General features: G+C 54.6%; 17 protein-coding genes. 10 read left to right on the top strand and 7 right to left on the bottom strand.

Features of this window, described 5'->3' with window-relative positions; genetic code table 11:
* Positions 1-16 precede the first annotated feature (16 nt).
* The 3 genes from PYR66_12830 to PYR66_12820 form a co-directional block, all read right to left on the bottom strand.
* Complete coding sequence (locus tag PYR66_12830) at positions 17-1,669, bottom strand: MFS transporter (GenBank protein ID WEF26234.1); 1,653 nt, start codon at positions 1,667-1,669, stop codon at positions 17-19.
* Positions 1,669-2,100, bottom strand: coding sequence for a MarR family transcriptional regulator (locus PYR66_12825; GenBank protein WEF26233.1), 432 nt, complete (start codon positions 2,098-2,100; stop codon positions 1,669-1,671). The genes PYR66_12830 and PYR66_12825 overlap by 1 nt, the downstream gene beginning before the upstream one ends.
* A gap of 389 nt (positions 2,101-2,489) precedes the next feature.
* Positions 2,490-3,764 (bottom strand): Glu/Leu/Phe/Val dehydrogenase, encoded by a 1,275-nt coding sequence (locus PYR66_12820; GenBank protein ID WEF26232.1) that lies wholly within the window; start codon positions 3,762-3,764, stop codon positions 2,490-2,492.
* A 535-nt stretch (positions 3,765-4,299) separates the two neighbouring features.
* Between PYR66_12820 and PYR66_12815 the strand changes: the two genes are divergently transcribed.
* From PYR66_12815 to PYR66_12790, 6 genes are read left to right on the top strand one after another with little or no spacing between them, the layout of a single operon-like run.
* The gene (locus PYR66_12815; GenBank protein ID WEF26231.1) at positions 4,300-5,505 is read left to right on the top strand and encodes a bifunctional succinylornithine transaminase/acetylornithine transaminase; all 1,206 of its coding nucleotides are present in this window, start codon (positions 4,300-4,302) and stop codon (positions 5,503-5,505) included.
* A gap of 18 nt (positions 5,506-5,523) precedes the next feature.
* Entirely contained in the window at positions 5,524-6,546 is a 1,023-nt protein-coding gene (astA, locus tag PYR66_12810) for an arginine N-succinyltransferase (GenBank protein WEF30443.1), read from the top strand.
* Positions 6,537-8,003, top strand: coding sequence for a succinylglutamate-semialdehyde dehydrogenase (astD, locus tag PYR66_12805; protein WEF26230.1), 1,467 nt, complete (start codon positions 6,537-6,539; stop codon positions 8,001-8,003). The genes astA and astD overlap by 10 nt, the downstream gene beginning before the upstream one ends.
* A 22-nt stretch (positions 8,004-8,025) precedes the next feature.
* The gene (gene astB, locus PYR66_12800) at positions 8,026-9,366 is read left to right on the top strand and encodes an N-succinylarginine dihydrolase (GenBank protein WEF26229.1); all 1,341 of its coding nucleotides are present in this window, start codon (positions 8,026-8,028) and stop codon (positions 9,364-9,366) included.
* 10 nt (positions 9,367-9,376) lie between these two features.
* Positions 9,377-10,372 (top strand): succinylglutamate desuccinylase, encoded by a 996-nt coding sequence (astE, locus tag PYR66_12795; GenBank protein WEF26228.1) that lies wholly within the window; start codon positions 9,377-9,379, stop codon positions 10,370-10,372.
* A 10-nt stretch (positions 10,373-10,382) separates the two neighbouring features.
* Entirely contained in the window at positions 10,383-11,819 is a 1,437-nt protein-coding gene (locus tag PYR66_12790; GenBank protein ID WEF26227.1) for an amino acid permease, read from the top strand.
* Positions 11,820-11,883: 64 nt separating this feature from the next.
* Here PYR66_12790 and tnpA read toward each other — a convergent pair whose 3' ends face one another.
* Complete coding sequence (tnpA, locus tag PYR66_12785) at positions 11,884-12,300, bottom strand: IS200/IS605 family transposase (GenBank protein ID WEF26226.1); 417 nt, start codon at positions 12,298-12,300, stop codon at positions 11,884-11,886.
* Between the two features lie 22 nt (positions 12,301-12,322).
* Here tnpA and PYR66_12780 point away from each other — a divergent pair, with 22 nt between their 5' ends.
* The gene (locus tag PYR66_12780; GenBank protein ID WEF26225.1) at positions 12,323-13,531 is read left to right on the top strand and encodes a transposase; all 1,209 of its coding nucleotides are present in this window, start codon (positions 12,323-12,325) and stop codon (positions 13,529-13,531) included.
* A 92-nt stretch (positions 13,532-13,623) separates the two neighbouring features.
* Positions 13,624-14,415 carry a YdcF family protein gene (locus PYR66_12775; GenBank protein WEF26224.1) on the top strand — a complete coding sequence of 264 codons (792 nt, stop codon included), beginning with the start codon at positions 13,624-13,626 and terminating at the stop codon, positions 14,413-14,415.
* A 42-nt stretch (positions 14,416-14,457) separates the two neighbouring features.
* On the opposite strand, the gene gap is transcribed toward PYR66_12775, so the two are convergent.
* Positions 14,458-15,456, bottom strand: coding sequence for a type I glyceraldehyde-3-phosphate dehydrogenase (gap, locus tag PYR66_12770; GenBank protein WEF26223.1), 999 nt, complete (start codon positions 15,454-15,456; stop codon positions 14,458-14,460).
* A gap of 326 nt (positions 15,457-15,782) precedes the next feature.
* On the opposite strand from gap, the gene PYR66_12765 reads away from it, so the two are divergent.
* A complete protein-coding gene (locus tag PYR66_12765; protein ID WEF30442.1) occupies positions 15,783-16,685 on the top strand; it encodes an endonuclease/exonuclease/phosphatase family protein in 903 nt (300 codons plus the stop codon).
* A gap of 151 nt (positions 16,686-16,836) precedes the next feature.
* Here the strand turns inward: PYR66_12765 and PYR66_12760 are convergent, their stop codons facing one another.
* Entirely contained in the window at positions 16,837-17,298 is a 462-nt protein-coding gene (locus PYR66_12760) for a GNAT family N-acetyltransferase (GenBank protein WEF26222.1), read from the bottom strand.
* A 126-nt stretch (positions 17,299-17,424) separates the two neighbouring features.
* Here PYR66_12760 and PYR66_12755 point away from each other — a divergent pair, with 126 nt between their 5' ends.
* Positions 17,425-18,894, top strand: a complete 1,470-nt coding sequence (locus PYR66_12755; GenBank protein WEF26221.1) for a PLP-dependent aminotransferase family protein — start codon at positions 17,425-17,427, stop codon at positions 18,892-18,894.
* Positions 18,895-18,916: 22 nt separating this feature from the next.
* On the opposite strand, the gene PYR66_12750 is transcribed toward PYR66_12755, so the two are convergent.
* Complete coding sequence (locus PYR66_12750; protein ID WEF26220.1) at positions 18,917-19,396, bottom strand: GNAT family N-acetyltransferase; 480 nt, start codon at positions 19,394-19,396, stop codon at positions 18,917-18,919.
* Positions 19,397-19,805 lie beyond the last annotated feature (409 nt).

Raw genomic sequence — 19,805 nt, 5'->3', positions numbered from 1 at the left:
AGTAAAATTATCTTTATTATTTGTTGCCGGTGGCGCGTTTTAGCGCGATACGGGCAGTGATTCGCAATCTGATCAAGCGCCAGAAAATCCACACTAAGGTCCCGGCAGAGATAGCCGCCGTCAGGAGATAAGTGTCATTGTAGGCGAGAATATTGGCCTGTAGCGTCGACGCGTTTTGCAGCAGCGTCGTGGCCTGCACATTCAGTAAGGCGCTGTCGCCAATCTGGCTTTGGTACATCTGACTGTACTGCTGCAGTCGCTCGGTGATGAGCGGGTTCAGCGTGGTTATCTGATCGGCTAACTGGCTGGAGTGAAACTTTTCGCGCCAGGTCTGGAAGGTGCCGAGGATCGCTGAACCGAGTAGCCCGCCGATGTTCTGGCTCATACCGAACAGGACCGAAAAACTGACCAGGTTACGCTGGTCGGCGATAACGCCGCCGATCCCCGCCAGCATGGCTGGCGCCAGGAAGAAGGCGCTGCCAAAACCGAGTAAAAACTGGCTGAACATCAGCTGCTCCGGGCGAGTCAGAATGGTGGACTGACTATCGAGCAGCGAGGCGATCATAATCAGCGCCAGCGCGGTGGCGGTGGGCCAGTAGAGGCGCTGTGGGTTCAGCGTCAGGCAACTGGCGACAATGCCGCAGAGGATACCGGCGAAAATAGACCACGCCAGATTGGTCATCTGTTCATTCTGCAAGCCGACGTACTGTAACCAGCCAATGACGCCGGTGTTTTGTTCCGCCAGCACGATACGCATCAGCAGCATGATCAGCCCCAGGCGGATAATACTGCCGCTGGAAAGCCATTTAGTATTAAGCAGCGGGTTGGTGCGGTTGTGTTCGAAGGCGATTGCCGAGACGATCAACACCACGGCGCCCGCCAGCGACCAACCTATCCACGGCGCTTCAAACCACCAATCCAGCCGCCCCAGCGACAGCACGGCACACACCAGCGCCATGCCCGGCGCCAGCAGGAAGAAGGTAATGAAATCCTTCTTCTCGAACACTTTTTTACGGTCGCTTGGCGGCAGTTTTAGCGCCATCACGCAGGCGAGTGAAATCAGTGCCAGACCGAGTTCAAAGAAGTACAGCCCGCGCCATTCATCGATCTGCAACAGCTCGGTCGAGAACAGGCGCGCCAGCGGGATCGCCAGCGACGACCCGGTGATGCCGATGGTCAGCGCCTTCAGGCGATGGCGCGCCGGCCAGGCCTGCACCTGGTAGTAAATTCCCAATGAACTCAGCGCCGCCGCCACCATGCCGTGCGCGGCGCGCACCATCATTGCTGAACTTAAATCGTTGACGAACAAGTGGAAGAAGGTGACCAGCACGTACAGCACCAGAAAGCCTTCGGTAAAGGCGCGCAGGCCAAACTGCTGGCGGAATTTCACCAACAGCAGGTTGATTGAGACGTTGGTCATCACGTAGACCGCGGGCAGCCAGGCGATTTCCGTCGACCAGGCGGCAAAGGTTCCCTGCAGCAGTTGCAGGTTGGCGGTGACGACCGCATTACCCAACGCCCCGGTCAGGCACACCAGCAGCCCGACGACACCGTAAGCCACGCGTTTCGGCGTGCTGTGAATCGGCGTCGACGGCGAGCCGAGGATCGCCGGTTTCTCATGTGGCGCCCAGTCGTGAGGGGCATATGGATTGGGATGACGACGAGGCATTATTTCTTTTCCACCTCGTGCAACAGTTTTTCCAGTACCAACTGGGTCTGTTCACGTTCCTCTGGGGTGATGGCGGTGAGGATCTCTTCACGTAGTTCATCGGCGACCGCCTTCACCTGATGAAAAAGCGCCATGCCTTTATCCGTGGCCACCAGCAGGCGCTTGCGCTTATCGCTGGCGGGCTTGACCCGTTCGACCAGTTCGAGTTCGACGAGCCGGTTAATCAGCGGCACGATAGTGGCGCTTTCCACGCCCAGTTCCTGCGCCAGCTCGCTTTGGGAAAGGGGCTGCGCATGACGGGCAATAGCCGATACCGCGACCCACGATGCCTGGCTCATGCCGAGGTTTTTCAGCCGACGGTTAACCGCCAGCCGCCAGTGATGCGCGGTTAAATATAAAAGATGGGAAAAGCTAAGCTGTCGGTTATCCATGTTCCGCCTGCGAAAAAATCATTAGAGCTCTAATAATTTTATGCCCGACGATTCAGCGAATTCAAGTCGCAAAGATAAAAATAGGTTAACGCAATGTGCGTTTTTTGTGGCGAAGACGCAGTCGCTACCCGACAAAATATCGGCACAACCGGGATTTTTCCCTGCTCGCGCTGTGCTTAGCAGGGCTACAGATGGCACGACATGTAGGTTGGGTAAGGCGTTAGCCGCCATCCGACACATAACCGCATAACCGGGATTTTCCCTGCTCGCGCTGCGCTTAGCAGGGCTACAGATGGCACGGCATGTAGGTCGGGTAAGGCGTTAGCCGCCACCCGACAGAAACAAAAAACCCGGGCGAACCCGGGTTGAATCTCTGGATTACTCAGGCATTAGCCCGGGTAGATGCCGCGATCTTTACGTGCCAGCAGGATACGCTCACAGGCAACGATGTAAGCTGCGGTACGCAGAGAACACTCTTTCTCGGCGGCTTTATCGCAAACGTGAACGATAGCGTCAGTCATGATGCGGTCCATCTTGGCGTTGATCTCTTCTTCGCTCCAGAAGAAGCTTGCCATGTCCTGTACCCATTCGAAGTAGCTGACGGTCACGCCACCGGCGTTACAGATAACGTCTGGCACCACGATCACGCCGCGGTCGGCCAGCACGTCGTCGGCGTCCGGATAGGTCGGGCCGTTGGCGCCTTCGAGCACCAGCTTACAGCTAATCTTCTCTGCGCGTTCACGGGTGATCTGCCCTTCCAGCGCCGCCGGGATCAGGATGTCCATCTCGGTGCTCCAGAAATCTTCTTTGGCGATTTCACGTGCGCCCGGGAAGCCAGCGATTTTTTTGTTCTCGATCTGCCAGGCGGTCAGCGCCTGCATGTCGATGCCGCCTTCGTTGAACAGAGTCGCGGTATGGTCCTGAATCACCACTACGCGCGCGCCTACATCAGCGAACAGACGGGCCGCTTCGCTACCCACGTTACCGAAACCTTGCAGCGCCACTTTCGCGCCTTCGATTTCGATACCGTTGCGGCGAGCCACCTCACGACCTGTAACGAATACGCCGCGGCCGGTCGCTTTTTCGCGCCCCAGAGAACCGCCGAGGTGAATCGGCTTGCCGGTGACTACGCCGGTGATAGTGGTGCCATGGTTCATGGAGTAGGTATCCATCATCCAGGCCATCACTTTACCGTTGGTGCCAACGTCCGGCGCCGGGATATCTTTCTGTGGCCCGATGATAATGCCGATTTCGCTGGTATAGCGACGGGTCAGACGTTCCAGTTCGCCTTCAGACAGTGAGAACGGGTCGACGCGGATGCCGCCTTTCGCCCCGCCGTAAGGAATATTGACCGCGGCGCACTTGATGGTCATCCAGGCAGAAAGCGCCATTACTTCGTTAATATCGACATCTGGATGGTAGCGAACACCACCTTTACCCGGTCCACGCGATAGATTGTGCTGTACGCGATAACCTTCGAAATGACGGATAGTGCCGTCATCCATTTGTACCGGGATATCAACGATCAGCGCACGTTTCGGGTGGCGCAGGGTTTCCACCCAGTAGGCGAGGTCGCCCAGATGCGGCGCGACGCGGTCGATCTGGCGCAGGTAGGTGGTCCATGGAGATGTACTACTTTCAGATGCGTAAGATAACTTTTCCATAAGAGTCCTGTATCTCAATGTTATTTGTGTCGTGTAAAACCGTGGAATAGGTACAGCAGTAAAATCTGTGTGATGAATGTTATCACCAATTTTATAAACCAGTATTTGACGGCTATTCCGAATTTTACATTTTTGTTAGTTTTTTGGACTTGCAATTGAATAAATAAGCAGGGATTAACGTCGACATGTAACGCATAAATATTCGTATTTTATGCAATTAAGTGAATGGTGAAATATTTTTTTCATATTTTTCATTACCTTGATGATCTTCAAAAAGTGAATAAAATGATACCTGGTTGTATTGACTTTGTTGCGTATCAGGGCCCAGCATTAGCTCACGCAATACACAAGGTATTAACCGTGAATTAACATATATCCATACAAATAAAGTGGCTTATTTCAGTTGTGGTGAAAATATTTGTCATCGCAACGGGACGCGTGCGCCCTGAAAACAGCTGAGGGAGAGTGTTAATTTCGACTATTCACGATTGGCCAATGCAATGAATGCCGCCGATCCTCGTTCCGGAGAATTGTTATGTCAGGCAGTATCACTCGCGAAGATTTTGATGCTTACATGGTTCCCTGTTTCGCTCCCGCGCCGTTTATTCCGGTGAAAGCGGCGGGCTCCCGCGTTTGGGACCAGCAGGGTAAAGAGTATATCGACGTGGCGGGCGGCATTGCCGTGAACGCCCTGGGTCATGCCAATCCGGAGCTGGCTAAGGCGCTGAAAGCGCAGCTGGATAACCTGTGGCATATCGGCAACGGCTACACCAACGAACCGGTGCTGCAACTGGCGAAGACTCTGGTGCAGTCGACCTTTGCCGATAAAATTTTCTTCTGTAACTCCGGCGCTGAGGCCAACGAGGCCGCGCTGAAGCTGGCGCGCAAGTATGCGCACGACAAATTCGGCGCCGACAAGAGCGAAATCATCGCCTTCAAAAATTCCTTCCATGGCCGCACGCTGTTTACCGTGACCGTCGGCGGCCAACCAAAATACTCCAGCGACTATGCGCCGCTGCCGCAGGACATCACGCATCTGCCGTATAACGATATCGAGGCGGTAAAAGCGGCGTTCTCATCCCGTACCTGCGCGGTGATTGTCGAGCCGATTATCGGCGAAGGCGGCGTGATGCCCGCGGATCCGCAGTTCCTGCAGGCGCTGCGCGACCTGTGCGACCAGCATGACGCGACGCTGATTTTTGACGAAGTCCAGACCGGCGCCGGGCGTACCGGCCAGTTGTATGCTTATCAGCATTACAATGTGGTTCCGGATATCCTCACCAGCGCCAAAGGGCTGGGCGGCGGCTTCCCGATTGGCGCGATGTTGGCGAAAGAAGCCTGGGCGCAGGTTTTCCAGCCAGGGACGCATGGCACCACCTTTGGCGGCAACCCGCTGGCGGCGACGGTCGCCAATAGCGTGCTGGCCCAGATGGACGCGGCGCTGCTGGCGGGCGTGGGCGAACGCCATGCGCTGATTGTCGATAAACTCAACGCGCTGAATGCCAAATATGATGTCTTTAGCGCCGTGCGCGGCATGGGGCTGCTGATCGGCGCCGAACTGGCGAGTCATCTGCGCGGCAAAGCCAAAACGCTGACCAATCTGGCGGCGGAAGAGGGATTGATCGCGCTGATCGCCGGACCGGACGTACTGCGTTTCGCTCCTGCGCTCAATATCCCGCTGGCGGATATCGACGAAGCTTTCGTACGCCTTGAGCGCGCTGTCGCCCGCTTAACCAGCTAATACGGGAGACAGCCTATGATGTTATTTCGTCCCGTACGGGAAAACGACCTCGATGATATTGTCCGCCTGGCTTCCCGGGCGGGCGTGGGCATGACCTCCTTGCCGAATGATGCCGTGCGCCTGGCCGCGCGAATCAAACGCAGCGTAGAAACCTTTGCCGGCAAACTGTCGCGCGGCGAGCAGGGATTCCTGTTTGTGCTTGAAGACACCGAGCTGGCTCGGGTGGTGGGCGTTAGCGCTATCGAAGTGGCGGTCGGCCTTGATGAGCCGTTCTACAACTTCCGCATTCAGAAGACGGTACGCGCGTCCAAAGAGCTTGGGGTTTACAAGAATCAGGAATTGCTCAATCTGAGTTACGACCATACCGGCCACAGCGAACTGTGCACGCTGTTCCTTGACCCTGAGTATCAGAAGAACCGCAACGGTCTGCTGCTCTCGAAAGCGCGTTTTGTCTTTATCGCTGCCTTCCGTGAATGGTTTTCGCCGCATCTGTTTGCCGAGCTGCGCGGGCGCAGCGACGAGCAGGGGAACTCGCCGTTCTGGGATGCGCTGGGGCACCACTTCTTTGATATCCCCTTTGCCGACGCCGATCGTCTGACCGGTACGGGGATGAAAACCTTTATCGCCGAGCTGATGCCCGCTTATCCGATTTACGTTTCGCTGCTGCCGGAAAATGCCCGCGACGTGATAGGCCAGGTACATGCGAACACGTCGCCAGCCCGCGCGATTCTGGAAAAAGAGGGCTTTAGCTGGCGGGGGTCCGTCGATATTTTCGATGCCGGTCCGGTGCTGGAAGCCGAAACCGACGCGATTCGTGCGGTCAGAGAAAGTTACTCGCTGCCGGCAATGCAGCTGATGACGCCGCAGGCGACGCCGACCATCGTCGCCAACGGCCAGTTTGATAATTTCCGCGCGGTGCTTATCGCACAAGAGGCGCCGGGGGCGCTCGACCAACAAGCGCTCGACGCCCTACAGGTTAACGCAACCGACCGGATTCACGCGGTGACACTCAATCCAGAGGAAAACAGATCATGGCGGTAAACGCACAGTTCATAGCAGGCCAGTGGCAGCAGGGCGCAGGCGCGCCGTTAACGAAATTCGCCCCGGAAGACCAATCCGTTTTATGGCAAGCGCAAAGCGCTGGCGCTGCCGATGTGCAGGCCGCCTGTGCCGCCGCGCGCGAAGCGTTTTATGCCTGGTCGCATCGCCCATTAAGCGAGCGTATCGCCGTGGTTCAGCGTTTCGCTGCGCTGCTGGAAGCGAACAAAGAGGCGCTGGCGACATTAATTTCCCGCGAAACCAGCAAGCCGCTGTGGGAAACCCGCACCGAAGTGCAGGCCATGATCGGCAAAGCGGGGATCTCCATTGACGCCTATGCCGAGCGTACCGGTTATCGCGAATCGGCCATGCCGGACGGCAAAGCGCTGCTGCGTCATAAGCCGCACGGGGTGATGGCGGTGTTCGGCCCTTACAACTTCCCGGGGCATCTGCCGAACGGCCATATTATTCCAGCGCTGATCGCCGGTAACACCGTGGTGTTTAAACCGAGCGAACTGACGCCGGCGACGGCGGAATTAACCGTCCAGCTGTGGCAACAGGCCGGGATCCCTGATGGGGTGATTAACCTGGTGCAGGGGGCGAAAGATACCGGCCAGGCGCTGCTGGAAAACCGTGACATCGACGGCGTGCTGTTCACCGGTAGCGCCGCCGCCGGGTTCCATTTCCACCGCTACCTTGGCGGTCAGCCAGAGAAAATGCTGGCGCTGGAGATGGGCGGTAATAACTCGCTGATCGTGGCCGACGTCGCGGATCGCGATGCGGCGCTGAACGTGATTATTCAATCGGCCTTTATCTCCGCAGGACAGCGCTGCACCTGCGCGCGCCGCCTGCTGGTTCAACGCGGCGAAGAGGGCGACGCGCTGCTGAGTCAGCTGGTCGAGGCCAGCCGTCAGATCCGCGCTGGCAAGTGGGATGCGCAGCCGCAGCCGTTTATGGGCGGGGTGATTTCACTGACCGCCGCGCAGGGAATGCTGGCAGCGCAGGAGAAGCTGGAAGCGCTGGGCGGTAAGGTGCTGCTGCGCATGAGCCAGCCTGACTCGCAGTCTACCGTACTGACGCCGGGCATTATCGACGTTACCGGCATCTCGGTACCGGATGAAGAGTACTTCGGCCCGCTGCTGACCGTGATCCGCTATGACCAGTTCGATGAAGCTATCGCGATCGCCAACAATACCCGCTACGGTCTGGCGACCGGATTGATTTCCGCCGATCCGGCGCTGTTCGACAAGCTGGCCGATGAAGCGCGCGCCGGGATCGTCAACTGGAATAAGCCGCTGACTGGCGCCTCCAGTAAAGCGCCGTTTGGCGGCGTCGGCGCCTCCGGCAACCATCGCGCCTCGGCATGGTATGCCGCCGACTATTGCGCCTGGCCGATGGCCTCTTTGGTCAGCGAAACGCTGACGCTTCCGGCGACGACATCGCCGGGTCTGCCATTCTGATAACGGATTCTGTGAGGACACTATGTCTGGATTTGAAGCTAATTTTGACGGCCTGGTGGGGCCAACGCACCACTACGCCGGGCTGTCGGTAGGCAACGAGGCGTCGCAAAACAACCGCGATGGTTTATCTAACCCGAAAAAGGCGGCGCTGCAGGGGCTGTATAAAATGAAGACCCTTGCCGATCGTGGATTCGTGCAGGGTATTCTGCCGCCGCAACCGCGGCCAAATATGGCGATGCTGCGTAGCCTCGGTTTTCAGGGCAGTGACGAGCAGGTGATCCAACGCGCTGCCGCCGCCGCGCCGCAGTTGCTCTCCGCCTTCAGCTCCGCGTCATCGATGTGGACCGCCAACGCCGCCACCGTATCGCCATCGGCCGATAGCGCCGATGGCAAAGTGCACTTTACGGTGGCGAACCTCAACAACAAGCTGCATCGGATGCAGGAAGCGCCAATTACCTCGGCTATCCTGCGGGCGACTTTCGCCGATGAGCGCTACTTTACTCACCATGCGGCGCTGCCGCAGCACGGCGATTTAGGTGATGAAGGGGCGGCTAACCATAACCGCTTCTGCCGCGAGTATGCGCGTCAGGGCGTACAGCTTTTTGTTTATGGCAAGCGAGCCAGCGGCGGTATTGCGCCGACCAAATACCCGGCACGCCAGACGCTGGAGGCCAGTGAAGCGGTGGCGCGTCTGCATCAACTCGATCCGCAGTACACCGTGTTTGCCCAGCAAAACCCGCAGGCTATCGACCATGGCGTTTTCCACAATGATGTGATTGCGGTCAGCAACCGCCACGTGTTGTTCCATCATCAGCATGCTTTCCTGCAACAGCAGGAGGTGCTGGCGACGTTGAAAGCGAAAAACGAAAGTCTGGATATTCCGTTTACCAGCGTCGAAGTCCCACAGGATCAAGTTAGCCTTGATGATGCGGTAGCGTCTTATCTCTTCAACAGTCAGCTACTGAGCAAAGCCGATGGCAAGATGCTGATTGTGGTGCCGGAAGAGTGTCGCCAGCGGGAGAATGTCTGGCGTTATCTCACCGCGCTCGCCGCCGATAGCGCGTCGCCTATTAATGAAGTCGCGGCATTCGATCTGCGTGAAAGCATGCGCAACGGCGGCGGCCCGGCCTGTCTACGCCTGCGCGTGGTGTTGAACGACGCCGAGCGCGTGGCGGTTAACGCCCATAGCCTGATGAACGACGAACGCTATCAGCAGCTTACCGCGTGGGTTGAAAAACATTATCGCGACCGCCTGCACGCGAGCGATCTCGCGGATCCGCAGCTGCTGCGCGAGGTCTACCAGGCGTTGGACGAACTGACGCAGATTTTACATCTGGGCGCCATTTATGATTTCCAGCGATAAGGGGCCGGGGATGGAACAAAATGTCAACGATTTACTGCACTGCAAACTGCAGACATGGACCTTTCCAGCCGGTATTGAAGCCAGCTGGTTAGGCGATGGCATCCTGCAATTGCTGCCGACGACGCCGTGGCGTCAGGCGACGATTCTGTCTGCCGGGGTGCATGGTAACGAAACCGCGCCGATCGAGATGCTGCTGCAGATCCTGCAGGCGCTGAGCCAGGGCGAGCAGCCGCTGACCCACGCGCTGCTGGTGGTGTTCGGCAACCTACCGGCTATTCGCGCCAGCCGTCGCTATCTGCACAACGATCTCAATCGTCTGTTCGGCGGCCGCCATCTGGCGGTGGCGCCGGGCAATGAATCGCGCCGCGCATTTGAACTGGAGATGGCCGTTCAGGCCTTCTTCCGTACCGCCGACGCGCACGGCAAGGCGACCCGGACGCATCTCGATCTACATACCGCGATCCGCGGCTCGAAGTATCGCCAGTTTGCGTTGCTGCCTGCCCATGATGGCGACTACTGCGCCGAGTTTTACCAGATGCTGCAGGCCAGCGGCATGGATGCCATCGTGCGCCACACCGAACCAGGCGGCACCTTTACCCATTTCACTAGCGAGAAGTTCGACGCGCAAAGCGCCACATTGGAGCTGGGGAAAGTGATGCCGTTCGGTGAAAACGATTTGCGGCTGTTTGCCGCCACCGAACTGGCAATTGGCGCGCTGATCGCCGACGGCATCATGCCGCCGCGCAGTAAAGCGCCGGTTGAGTATTTCGTGGTGCAGCAAAGCATTATCAAGAGCGAAAACGGTTTTACCCTCAATCTCGATCCGAAAATTGAAAACTTCACCGCGCTGCCGGCGGGCTATGAAATTGCCCGTCAGGCGGAGAAAACCTGGGTGGTCAACGCCGACGCCCCCTACATTCTGTTTCCGAATGCGGGCGTCGCCGCCGGTCAACGTGCCGGGTTGCTGCTGACATCTACCGCGCCATGCCTTTCTTTGCCAGCTTGAAGGAATCGACATGACTGAACATCAACGTGAGGGGCAGGTTCAACCTGCCATCGACGAGGAGTGCCCGTCGCAGCTCAAACGCGGCCTTGGCGCCCGGCACATTCAGATGATTGCGCTGGGCGGCGCTATCGGTACTGGGCTGTTTATGGGCGCGGGCAGGAACATTGCCGTCGCCGGTACGTCCATTTTGCTTATCTATCTGCTGGTCGGTTTCTTTACTTATATGGTCATGCGGGCAATGGGGGAGTTGTTGCTCACCCGCCTGGATTACCGATCGTTTGCTGATTTCGTCGGCGACTACCTTGGTCCGCAAGCCAGTTTTTACCTCGGCTGGACTTACTGGCTCAGTTGGGTCGTCACCTGTATCGCCGATGTGGTGGTTTGCGGTAGCTATATGCAGTATTGGTTCCCGGAGATGTCGGCGTGGATGCCCGCGCTGAGTACCCTCGGGATCCTGTTCCTGTTTAATCTGCTGTCGGTAAAAATGTTTGGTGAAGCCGAATTCTGGTTTGCGCTGATTAAAGTGGTCACCATCATTGCGCTGATTTTAACCGGCGCGTGGATGATCGCCATCGGCTGGACCTCGCCGGACGGCGTTAAGGCCTCGTTAGGCCATATCACTGACCCGACGGCCTTTATGCCGCACGGCGTGACCGGTTTCTTCGCCGGTTTCCAGATAGCCATTTTCTCCTTCACCGGGATTGAACTGCTCGGCACCATGACGGCGGAAACGCGCGATCCCGAGCGGATCCTGCCGAAGGCGATTAACGCGCTGCCGCTGCGGATTATCATTTTCTATCTGCTGTCGATGGTGGTGATTATTGCCGTGGCCTCCTGGCCTGGTGTGTCGCCGGATGCCAGCCCATTCGTGACCCTGTTTGCTAAAGCCGGACTGCCAGCCGCCGCCGCGGTGATTAACTTTGTTGCCTTAACCTCGGCCATGTCGTCGGCCAACAGCGGCGTCTACTCTAGTACCCGCATGTTGTACGGCTTGTCGGTGGAGAAACATGCGCACTGGCAGTTCCGCATTTTGTCGCGCAATACTCGCATTCCGGTGCGCAGCCTGCTGTTCTCCTGCTTCTGTATGCTGAGCGGTACGCTGCTGCTGTTCCTGGTGCCGAACGTGATGACGTTGTTCACTATCGTGTCAACGCTGGCGGCGATCATGGTGGTCTTTAGCTGGGGAATGATCCTCGTTGCGTACCTGGTGTATCGCCATCAGCGCCCGGATCTGCACGCGCAGTCGAAATTCAAAATGCCGGCGGGCGTGGTGATGTGCTGGTTGAGCCTGCTGTTCTTCGCCTTTTCGATTTTCATTATGATTTTCGATCCGGATACGCTGTTGGCGTTAATTGCTTCGCCGGTCTGGTTTATCGCGCTGTGGTGCTTCTGGAAAGTGAAACAGAAGCGAGAAGGGCAGCTGGCGCTGGATAATATCAGCGCCTGAGCGACCCCCGGCGGCTACGGAAGGCTGCCGGGGTTTTCCCTTTCATCGCACTGCGGTTTTTCGGCTAACCTGGTGTTTGCTGCTGCTCGATGTATTGCCGGATGATCGAAATTGGCGCACCGCCGCAACTACTCGCAAAATAACTCGGTGTCCACAGAACGCCTTTGTAGTAATAGCGCAGTGCGATATCTGGCCGGTCACGGCGAAGCAGTCTGCTGGAAACGCCTTTAAGGCTGTTGACCAGATTCGATACTGCGAGTTTTGGCGGGTAATTAATCAGCAAATGTACGTGATCGCATTCCCCGTCCATCTCAACCAGTTCAACATCAAAATCAGCGCATACGCTGGCAAAGTAGCTGCGGAGCTTTTCGATGGCATCCAGATCAAATATTTTTCGTCGATATTTGGCGACGAATACCAAGTGAACATGCATCAGGAAAACGCAGTGTCTTCCTCGGCGAATATCAGTTTCTTTTGTCATAGACCAAAGTATAATAGTACACATGAAACGACTTCAAGCCTTCAAATTCCAGTTAAGACCAAATGGTCAGCAGGAGCGCGATATGCGGCGCTTCGCTGGGGCTTGTCGCTTCGTTTTCAACTGTGCGTTAGCGATCCAAAATGAGAATCATGAGGCAGGAAATAAGTATGTTCCCTACACCAAAATGGCCTCATGGCTCATTGAGTGGAAAACACACCCTGATACCCTATGGCTCAAAGATGCGCCATCACAGCCGTTGCAGCAGTCACTAAAAGATCTGGAGCGCGGCTACAAGAATTTCTTCCAGAAGCGCGCAGCATTCCCCCGTTTCAAAAAAAGAGGTCGAAACGATGCTTTCCGCTACCCGCAAGGGGTGAAGCTCGACCAGATCAACAGTCGTATATCCCTGACAAAGTTAGGGTGGATAAGCTATCGCAACAGCCGTGAAGTCATGGGCGTTGTGAAAAACGTCACGGTCAGCCAGTCATGCGGCAAGTGGTACGTCAGTATCCAGACCGAATACGAAGTGGCTGAACCCGTTCACAACGCCGAGTCAATGATCGGACTCGATGCCGGAATAACGAAACTCGCCACACTTTCAGATGGGACGATATACCAGCCCGTAAATAGTTTTAAATCAAGCCAGCGCAAGCTGGCAAAGTTCCAGCGCCAGTTAAGCCGCAAAGTTAAATTCAGTGCCAACTGGCAGAAACAGAAACGAAAAATCCAGCGTCATCACTCGCACATTGCCAATATCCGGCGCGACTACCTTCACAAAGTCACGAATGAAATCAGCAAAAACCACGCAATGATAGTCATTGAGGATTTGAAGGTCAGTAACATGTCGAAATCGGCAAAAGGTACGGCAGAGCAGCCCGGACGGAATGTCAGAGCCAAATCAGGTCTGAACCGTTCGATACTGGATCAGGGCTGGTATGAAATGCGCCGTCAGCTTGAGTACAAGCAGCTCTGGCGCGGTGGTCAAGTTCTGGCGATACCACCGGCATATACCAGTCAGCGTTGCGCCAGCTGTGGGCATACAGCGAAAGAGAACCGCCTGTCACAAAGTCGATTCGAGTGCCTTGAATGCGGATATACCGAGAACGCCGATATAAACGGCGCTCGTAACATTCTAGCGGCAGGACATGCCGTGCTTGCCTGTGGAGGAATGGCGCATTCAGGCCACCCGTTGAAGCAGGAACCCACCGAGGTGATTCAGGCTCCGGTCTGAACGCGGTAGGAATCCCCGTCCTTTAGGGCGGGGAGGATGTCAAGATGTTGCGCAGACATCATTGATGGACCTGAACAGAAGAAGGAAAGGGTATGGCAGAACATTTTCCGGCGCTTTCGCGTGAGACGCTAGCGGCGGCTAATCTGATAGGCGACTGGTTGGCGCAGGATGATTTAGCGCAAAACGCGCAGCCGCAACTGGTGGTGTTGGCGGGTAACGCGGTGATCCCCACGATCGACGCCGCTTGCCAGCTGGCGGCGCAGACGCAGGTTCCGCTGCTGATAAGCGGCGGCATCGGTCATTCGACGGTTTTTTTATACGATGCCGTGCGCCAACATCCGCATTACCACACGCTGCCGGTCGAGGGGCGTCCGGAGTCGCATATTCTGGCGGACATCGCTGAACGCTTCTGGAACATCCCGCGTGAAGATGTTGTGGTAGAAGACCGCTCGACCAACTGTGGCGAGAATGCCTGGTTTACCCGCGAGGTGCTGGAAGCCCGGGGGTTGGCGCATACCCACGGCGTGGTGGTCCAGGATCCGACGATGCAGCGACGGACAATGGCGACCTTTACCCGCGTCTGGCAGGGCGTCACGCCGCCGCCGCAATGGTGGAGCTATCCGGGCTGCTCGCCACAGTTGGAAAACAGCGCCAGCGGCCTGAGATTTAGCGGCGAGCAGGCGGGGTTGTGGCCTGTGGGGCGCTATCTGGCGCTGCTGCTCGGCGAGCTGCCGCGTCTGCAGGATAATCCGCAGGGCTACGGCCCGCAGGGTAAAGGTTTTATCGCCCACGTCGATTTTCCGCCACACATAAGCGAGGCGTGGCGGCAACTGCGCGAAGATAGCCTGCTGAGCGAAGCGCTGGCCGCGAGGACGCTGGGATAGAAGAAATGCGGATAGCCGCGGCTATCCGCATTATAGCGTCGGTTATTTAGCAAATTTATCCAGCACGCGAATCAGCTGGGTGACAAAACCGTATTCGTTGTCATACCAGGCCACGGTTTTCACCAACTGCACGCCGCCAGCCTCCATGACCTCCAGCTGCGTCGCATCGTAAATCGAGCCGAAATGGCTGCCGATGATATCGGAAGAAACAATTTCTTCTTCGGTATAGCCGAAAGATTCATTGTTCGCCGCCGCATTCTTCATCGCCTGGTTGACTTCTTCGGCGGTGACTTTTTTCGCCAGCACTGAAACCAGTTCCGTGACCGATCCCGTTTTGGTCGGCACGCGCTGGGCGTGGCCTTTCAGTTTGCCGCTCAGAGCCGGGATCACCAAACCGATGGCTTTGGCCGCGCCGGTGGTATGCGGAATAATGTTCTCCGCCGCCGCACGCGAGGCGCGCAGGTCTTTGCCGCGGGGGCCATCGACCAGCGACTGCGTGCCGGTATAAGCATGGATGGTGGTCATGGTGCCGACGGTGATACCGAAGGCGTCGTTGAGAACTTTCGCCATCGGCGCCAGGCAGTTGGTGGTACAGGACGCCACGGAAATAATGGTGTCATCCGGGCTCATGGTGTCATCGTTGACGTGATAAACGATGGTTTTCATTTCGCCAGCGGGGGCGGAGATCAGCACTTTTTTCGCGCCAGCAGTCAGGTGAGCCTGCGATTTCTCCGCGGAGGTATAGAAGCCGGTGCATTCGACGATAACCTCAGCGCCCGCCGCTTTCCACGGAATGTGCTGTGCCTCTTTTTCCGCATAGACGGTAATTTTTTTACCATTAACGATTAGCGCATCTTCCGTAAAATCAACGCTCCATGGGAAAGGACCGTAGTTAGAGTCATGTTTGAGCAGGTAAGCCAGCACCTTTGGCGACGTGAGGTCATTGATGGCCACCACCTCCAGCGGGCTATTCACTTCTAACAAACGGCGAAGTACCAAACGTCCAATACGACCAAATCCATTAATCCCAAGTTTGCTCATGGATAATCTCCTGGTTGTGAAGTCGAGACATGAAAACTTCTCCAGGCATAGCCCTGCGCGGCCGATTGGTCAACCAGTAAAGCAGGGCGTGGACGGTTGTCTGACGTTGAGATGGTGGTAAAAGCGCAAGGAATTCGGTGAGTTATCCGGTGCCGGCGGTTTTTAATAATCTTTCGTTTCAACGCTATGCGTTTCGCAGCGAGGGAACAATAATGGGCTACTTAATTCTCATCGCGTTATAAGTTTGCGTGATTTATCACGATAATCAATGCTTTCACTCGTTACCCTTACAGCACAACCACGTGAACAAAGGGAATATAAGAATGATGAAAAAGAAAATCGCACTGACCATGGCGGCGTTGGCGTGCCTGGCGGTTAACGTCCAGGCGGCAGAAAAACTTGCAGGTAATGAGATACTTGCCGTACAGAAAGGTGGTGTGCCTGATAAAGTCTATACCCACAATAAACCGACGCTGCGGATCGCAACCTACAACATCGGTAAGAATGAGGCCTCCGATAATGTGGCTGACTTCACGGCGCTTAATTCAGCAATTAAAAAAATCAATGCCGATATTATTGCCGTGCCTGAAGTCGATAACAAAACGCAGCGCAGCCAAAAAGTTGATCAATTAAAAACTATCGCCGACGCCAACAATATGCACTATGCGTTTGGTAAGGCACTGGATTTCGATGGCGGCGAATATGGTTTAGGATTGCTTTCAAAATATAAGATTCTGCATTCGCAGGTAATAAAACTACCGTCAGGGGATGCCGAACAGCGCGTTGCGCTACTGGCGCAAGTTGACGTGCCCGGGTTTGATTCCGCGCCGATTATCATGGTGACTCATCTCGACTGGCAAAAAGATCCGGCTATGCGGACCGAGCAGGCGCGCTATCTGTTAGATCTAAGCATTGGCGATGCAGCGTCTGATTTTAAGGATATTGCCTCTTCGATTAAAATCCTTGCCGGTGATTTTAACTCCACGCGTGAAGAACAGCCGGTGAAAGAGATCGGTTTTTTCTTTAATGAAGTGTCGAAAAAGGGGACCGATACCCGAAGCTGGCCTGCCGTTAACCCGGCGATTGATATTGACCATATATTCACTTTCAAAGGCCAGAAATGGGATGTGAAGAAACTGGACATTCCGCATAACTCACCAGAATTTAACTGGTCGGCGGCCAGTGACCATCTGCCGGTCATCGCCGAGCTTGAACTCACTGAACAGTAATGTTGTGTGGGGCTTTTGGAAGAAAGCCCCATTTTTTAGGTTTCGCGGTGTTCACAATACCAGCGAATGACAAACGGTTGTATATTTCGGACTCTGGGTTATTTGAGTAGTATGGAAATAATAAGTCAGCACAAGTATCCGTGAGCGCAACTTACATTCGATATTCAATCATGCCGCTTTTTTTAGCGACCCAGTCATAAAGGCGTTGCCCACGGAGGTTCGTTTCATGAGTATGCCAGTATACTCTGGATGAATGGCGTTTGCGGGCGCTCTGTTGAACATACTCGATAAGCTTTTTGCCGATATTCTGACCACGGACGTGCTCACTTACAAATAAATCTTCCAGATAACAATAATCTGATTCCGACCATGTTGAGCGATGGAACAAATAATGAACAAAGCCGACAACTTCGCCATTATATTTAGCAACAGCACCGAAGACGGGTTCTACAGGATTAAAAAAACGGTCCCAGGTTAATTGAGTAATACTTTTTGCAAGCGCAGTTCGATAAAATGTCAGATAGTTTTGCCATAGCGGAGCCCAGGCGGCATAATCCGCTGGCGCTACTGGCTCGATAGTCATTTTGTCAGTATCAATAATTATATTTTTCATGATGCTCCAGATATTTTGATAAACAGTGTTATTCTGTAAAGATGATCCTAATTGTCTTCACTTCTATCGCATAGAGACACTTTATAGATATTTGTAGGATCCACTTTTAACCGCCGAGTCATAACGATGAAGAAAGCAAACGCCCCTTTGTTTCAGGAGCTTTTTCTGGAGAAAGGTGTTATCAAAGATCAGGTTTACTCTGCACTGCGTAAAGCGATAGTGGAGGGGCGGTTGGCTTTGGGATCCAAGATTCCATCAACACGCGCGCTGGCGGAAATGATGGCGATATCTCGCAACTCAGTCATTGCCGGATACGACAGATTGTATGATGAAGGCTATATCGTCACGTTAAAAGGGGCGGGTACCTTCGTCGCGCAAAACATCCCCGATCGCAGTATCAGCAACCCTAACGCGTTGCAGTCGCAGGGTGATGACATTTCTCTGGATGGCGCGCTAAATATTGATATTACTCACGTGCGCAACCAGTGGTCAGAGCAGCTTACAGTGGATGAACGTAACCCGCTGTTCCGCATAGGTGTCGGGTGTATTGATCTCTTTCCTCATGGTTTATGGGGACGGCTACTGGGGCAAGTCTGGAAGGCGTCCCGCAATGAGCTCGGTTTGCACACCAGCCCCAATGGGTTTCAGTCTCTGAGAAAGGCTATCAGTCACTATATTCAGTCGACCCGCGGCGTTAACTGCCACGAGGATAATATTATTATTGTCAATGGCATCCAGCAGGCGATGAGCATTACTGCCCGGGCTCTGCTATCGAAGGGAGATGAAGTGTGGCTTGATGATCCCGGATATAAAGGCGCTCGTGGCGTGTTTATGTCGGCGGGCGCACTCGTCAGGCCCGTACAAGTCGATGGCGAAGGTATGGACGTGAGTGATGGGATTCGCCGTTTCCCTGGCGCAAAACTGGCCTACGTCGTACCTTCTGATCAATACCCGTTAGGCGGAACGTTGAGTTTATCGCGCCGCCGTGAACTGCTGGCATGGGCAGAATCTAACCGGGCGTGGATCTTTGAAGATGATTACAACAGCGAATTTCGCTATGTCGACCGCGCGGTACAAGCCCTGCAGGGGCTGGATACGCAGCAGCGGGTCATCTACGCCGGGACATTCTCAAAAATGATGTATCCTGAATTCCGTATCGGTTTTTTAGTGGTTCCCCCAGGTCTCAAAGAACAATTTGTGGTGACCAAATATCTTGCCGATCTCAGCACCGGTTACCTTGAACAGGCTGTATTGGCGCGCTTTATTGAAGACGGGCATTACGCTCGCCACGTCCGGCGAGTCCGCAAGACCTGTTATGAACGAAAAACGGCGTTGGTTAAGGCCATTCAGCACTATCTTGACGGAAAAATGACCGTCCAGCCGTCAGACTCAGGTGTGCACATTGTTTGTTGGTTGCACAATGGATTAACGGGAAGAGACGTTGAAGAGAAAGCCCGTCAGTTAGGAATGGGAATACAGGCGTTGGATCACTATTATCACGGAGGGCGTTCTCGTGAAGGGATCCTGATTGGTTTCGCTAATCATTCCCCACAGTCAATGATTGAAGGGATCCGCCGCCTGGCAGAGGTCATTTAAATGTCAGTAATACACTGAGATGTTACTGGTTTTTCGCCGTGGCGAATAAACGGAAGCGGCGAAAACAGATATTATCAAATATCATTTCACCATCAGGGTGAAAACCAAGTCGTAAAATGGTTTTAATTTTCACTCTGCTGAGCGGTAGTAAAATAGTAATACTTTCTAATTTCAACGTTGAAAAAGCGTAGTTAACGATTTCATCATAGATAATTTTACCCGACCCCCAGTAATCCGGATGCAGCACCAGCGCCAGGTCAGCATCACCGTCTTCATATTGCAGGCCTCCCCATCCGGCGAAATGACCATCGATCATGAACGCCCAAGGCCCGTAGCCGTGCTGCTGCCACTGTGCATCTTTTTGCGCTGCCCATTCCAGACATTTTTGACGATTGAAGTCCGGGGTCCCTAATGGCATGTGGCGTAATACATCAGGGTGATTGTTGAGGGCGATAATATCATCAGGGTTAACCTGAGTCAGTTTTCTAAATTCTAAATTCATATGTCGCTTTTAAAAGGTTTACCATTATGGGGACATAATGAAAATATCAGTTTTTTGATTTCATGCAACATAAAAAGTAAATGTGAGAAATATTGATGTGTTAATTCCGTGTGGAACGGAAGAAAATATCTAAAGTGGCTCTATATTGTCGTCTGTATATATGTCTATGTGCGTTTCATTTTCTTCTCGCTGAGGTTTTCTATCCCGTCGGGATCCGGCGTGTTTGTGGTTGTGTGTGCTTTTTACCGCAACGCCGGACTGCAACCAGAAAGCGTTAAGTAAAACTTTAACTCCCTGCTTTTACTGGTGATATTGGGCGTAAAGAGGCATTTTTAATGCTACGTAAAAGTTAATGAAATTTTAAGGAAAGACCGTTATGTTGGCGACATCACACTTTCCATTAAGGGTT

The sequence above is a fragment of the Klebsiella aerogenes genome, assembly GCA_029027985.1.
In the GTDB taxonomy this organism is placed as follows: Bacteria; Pseudomonadota; Gammaproteobacteria; order Enterobacterales; family Enterobacteriaceae; genus Klebsiella; species Klebsiella aerogenes_A.
The sequence above is the reverse complement of the archived record's forward strand: the minus strand, read 5'-3'. Positions and strand labels throughout refer to the sequence as shown.

Bases quoted from the DNA above. Each gene is read 5' to 3' on its own strand.
- PYR66_12830 (WEF26234.1), bottom strand. From the start codon at position 1,669: ATGCCTCGTCGTCATCCCAATCCATATGCCCCTCACGACTGGGCGCCA.
- PYR66_12825 (WEF26233.1), bottom strand. From the start codon at position 2,100: ATGGATAACCGACAGCTTAGCTTTTCCCATCTTTTATATTTAACCGCG.
- PYR66_12820 (WEF26232.1), bottom strand. From the start codon at position 3,764: ATGGAAAAGTTATCTTACGCATCTGAAAGTAGTACATCTCCATGGACC.
- PYR66_12815 (WEF26231.1), top strand. From the start codon at position 4,300: ATGTCAGGCAGTATCACTCGCGAAGATTTTGATGCTTACATGGTTCCC.
- astA (WEF30443.1), top strand. From the start codon at position 5,524: ATGTTATTTCGTCCCGTACGGGAAAACGACCTCGATGATATTGTCCGC.
- astD (WEF26230.1), top strand. From the start codon at position 6,537: ATGGCGGTAAACGCACAGTTCATAGCAGGCCAGTGGCAGCAGGGCGCA.
- astB (WEF26229.1), top strand. From the start codon at position 8,026: ATGTCTGGATTTGAAGCTAATTTTGACGGCCTGGTGGGGCCAACGCAC.
- astE (WEF26228.1), top strand. From the start codon at position 9,377: ATGGAACAAAATGTCAACGATTTACTGCACTGCAAACTGCAGACATGG.
- PYR66_12790 (WEF26227.1), top strand. From the start codon at position 10,383: ATGACTGAACATCAACGTGAGGGGCAGGTTCAACCTGCCATCGACGAG.
- tnpA (WEF26226.1), bottom strand. From the start codon at position 12,300: ATGACAAAAGAAACTGATATTCGCCGAGGAAGACACTGCGTTTTCCTG.
- PYR66_12780 (WEF26225.1), top strand. From the start codon at position 12,323: ATGAAACGACTTCAAGCCTTCAAATTCCAGTTAAGACCAAATGGTCAG.
- PYR66_12775 (WEF26224.1), top strand. From the start codon at position 13,624: ATGGCAGAACATTTTCCGGCGCTTTCGCGTGAGACGCTAGCGGCGGCT.
- gap (WEF26223.1), bottom strand. From the start codon at position 15,456: ATGAGCAAACTTGGGATTAATGGATTTGGTCGTATTGGACGTTTGGTA.
- PYR66_12765 (WEF30442.1), top strand. From the start codon at position 15,783: ATGAAAAAGAAAATCGCACTGACCATGGCGGCGTTGGCGTGCCTGGCG.
- PYR66_12760 (WEF26222.1), bottom strand. From the start codon at position 17,298: ATGAAAAATATAATTATTGATACTGACAAAATGACTATCGAGCCAGTA.
- PYR66_12755 (WEF26221.1), top strand. From the start codon at position 17,425: ATGAAGAAAGCAAACGCCCCTTTGTTTCAGGAGCTTTTTCTGGAGAAA.
- PYR66_12750 (WEF26220.1), bottom strand. From the start codon at position 19,396: ATGAATTTAGAATTTAGAAAACTGACTCAGGTTAACCCTGATGATATT.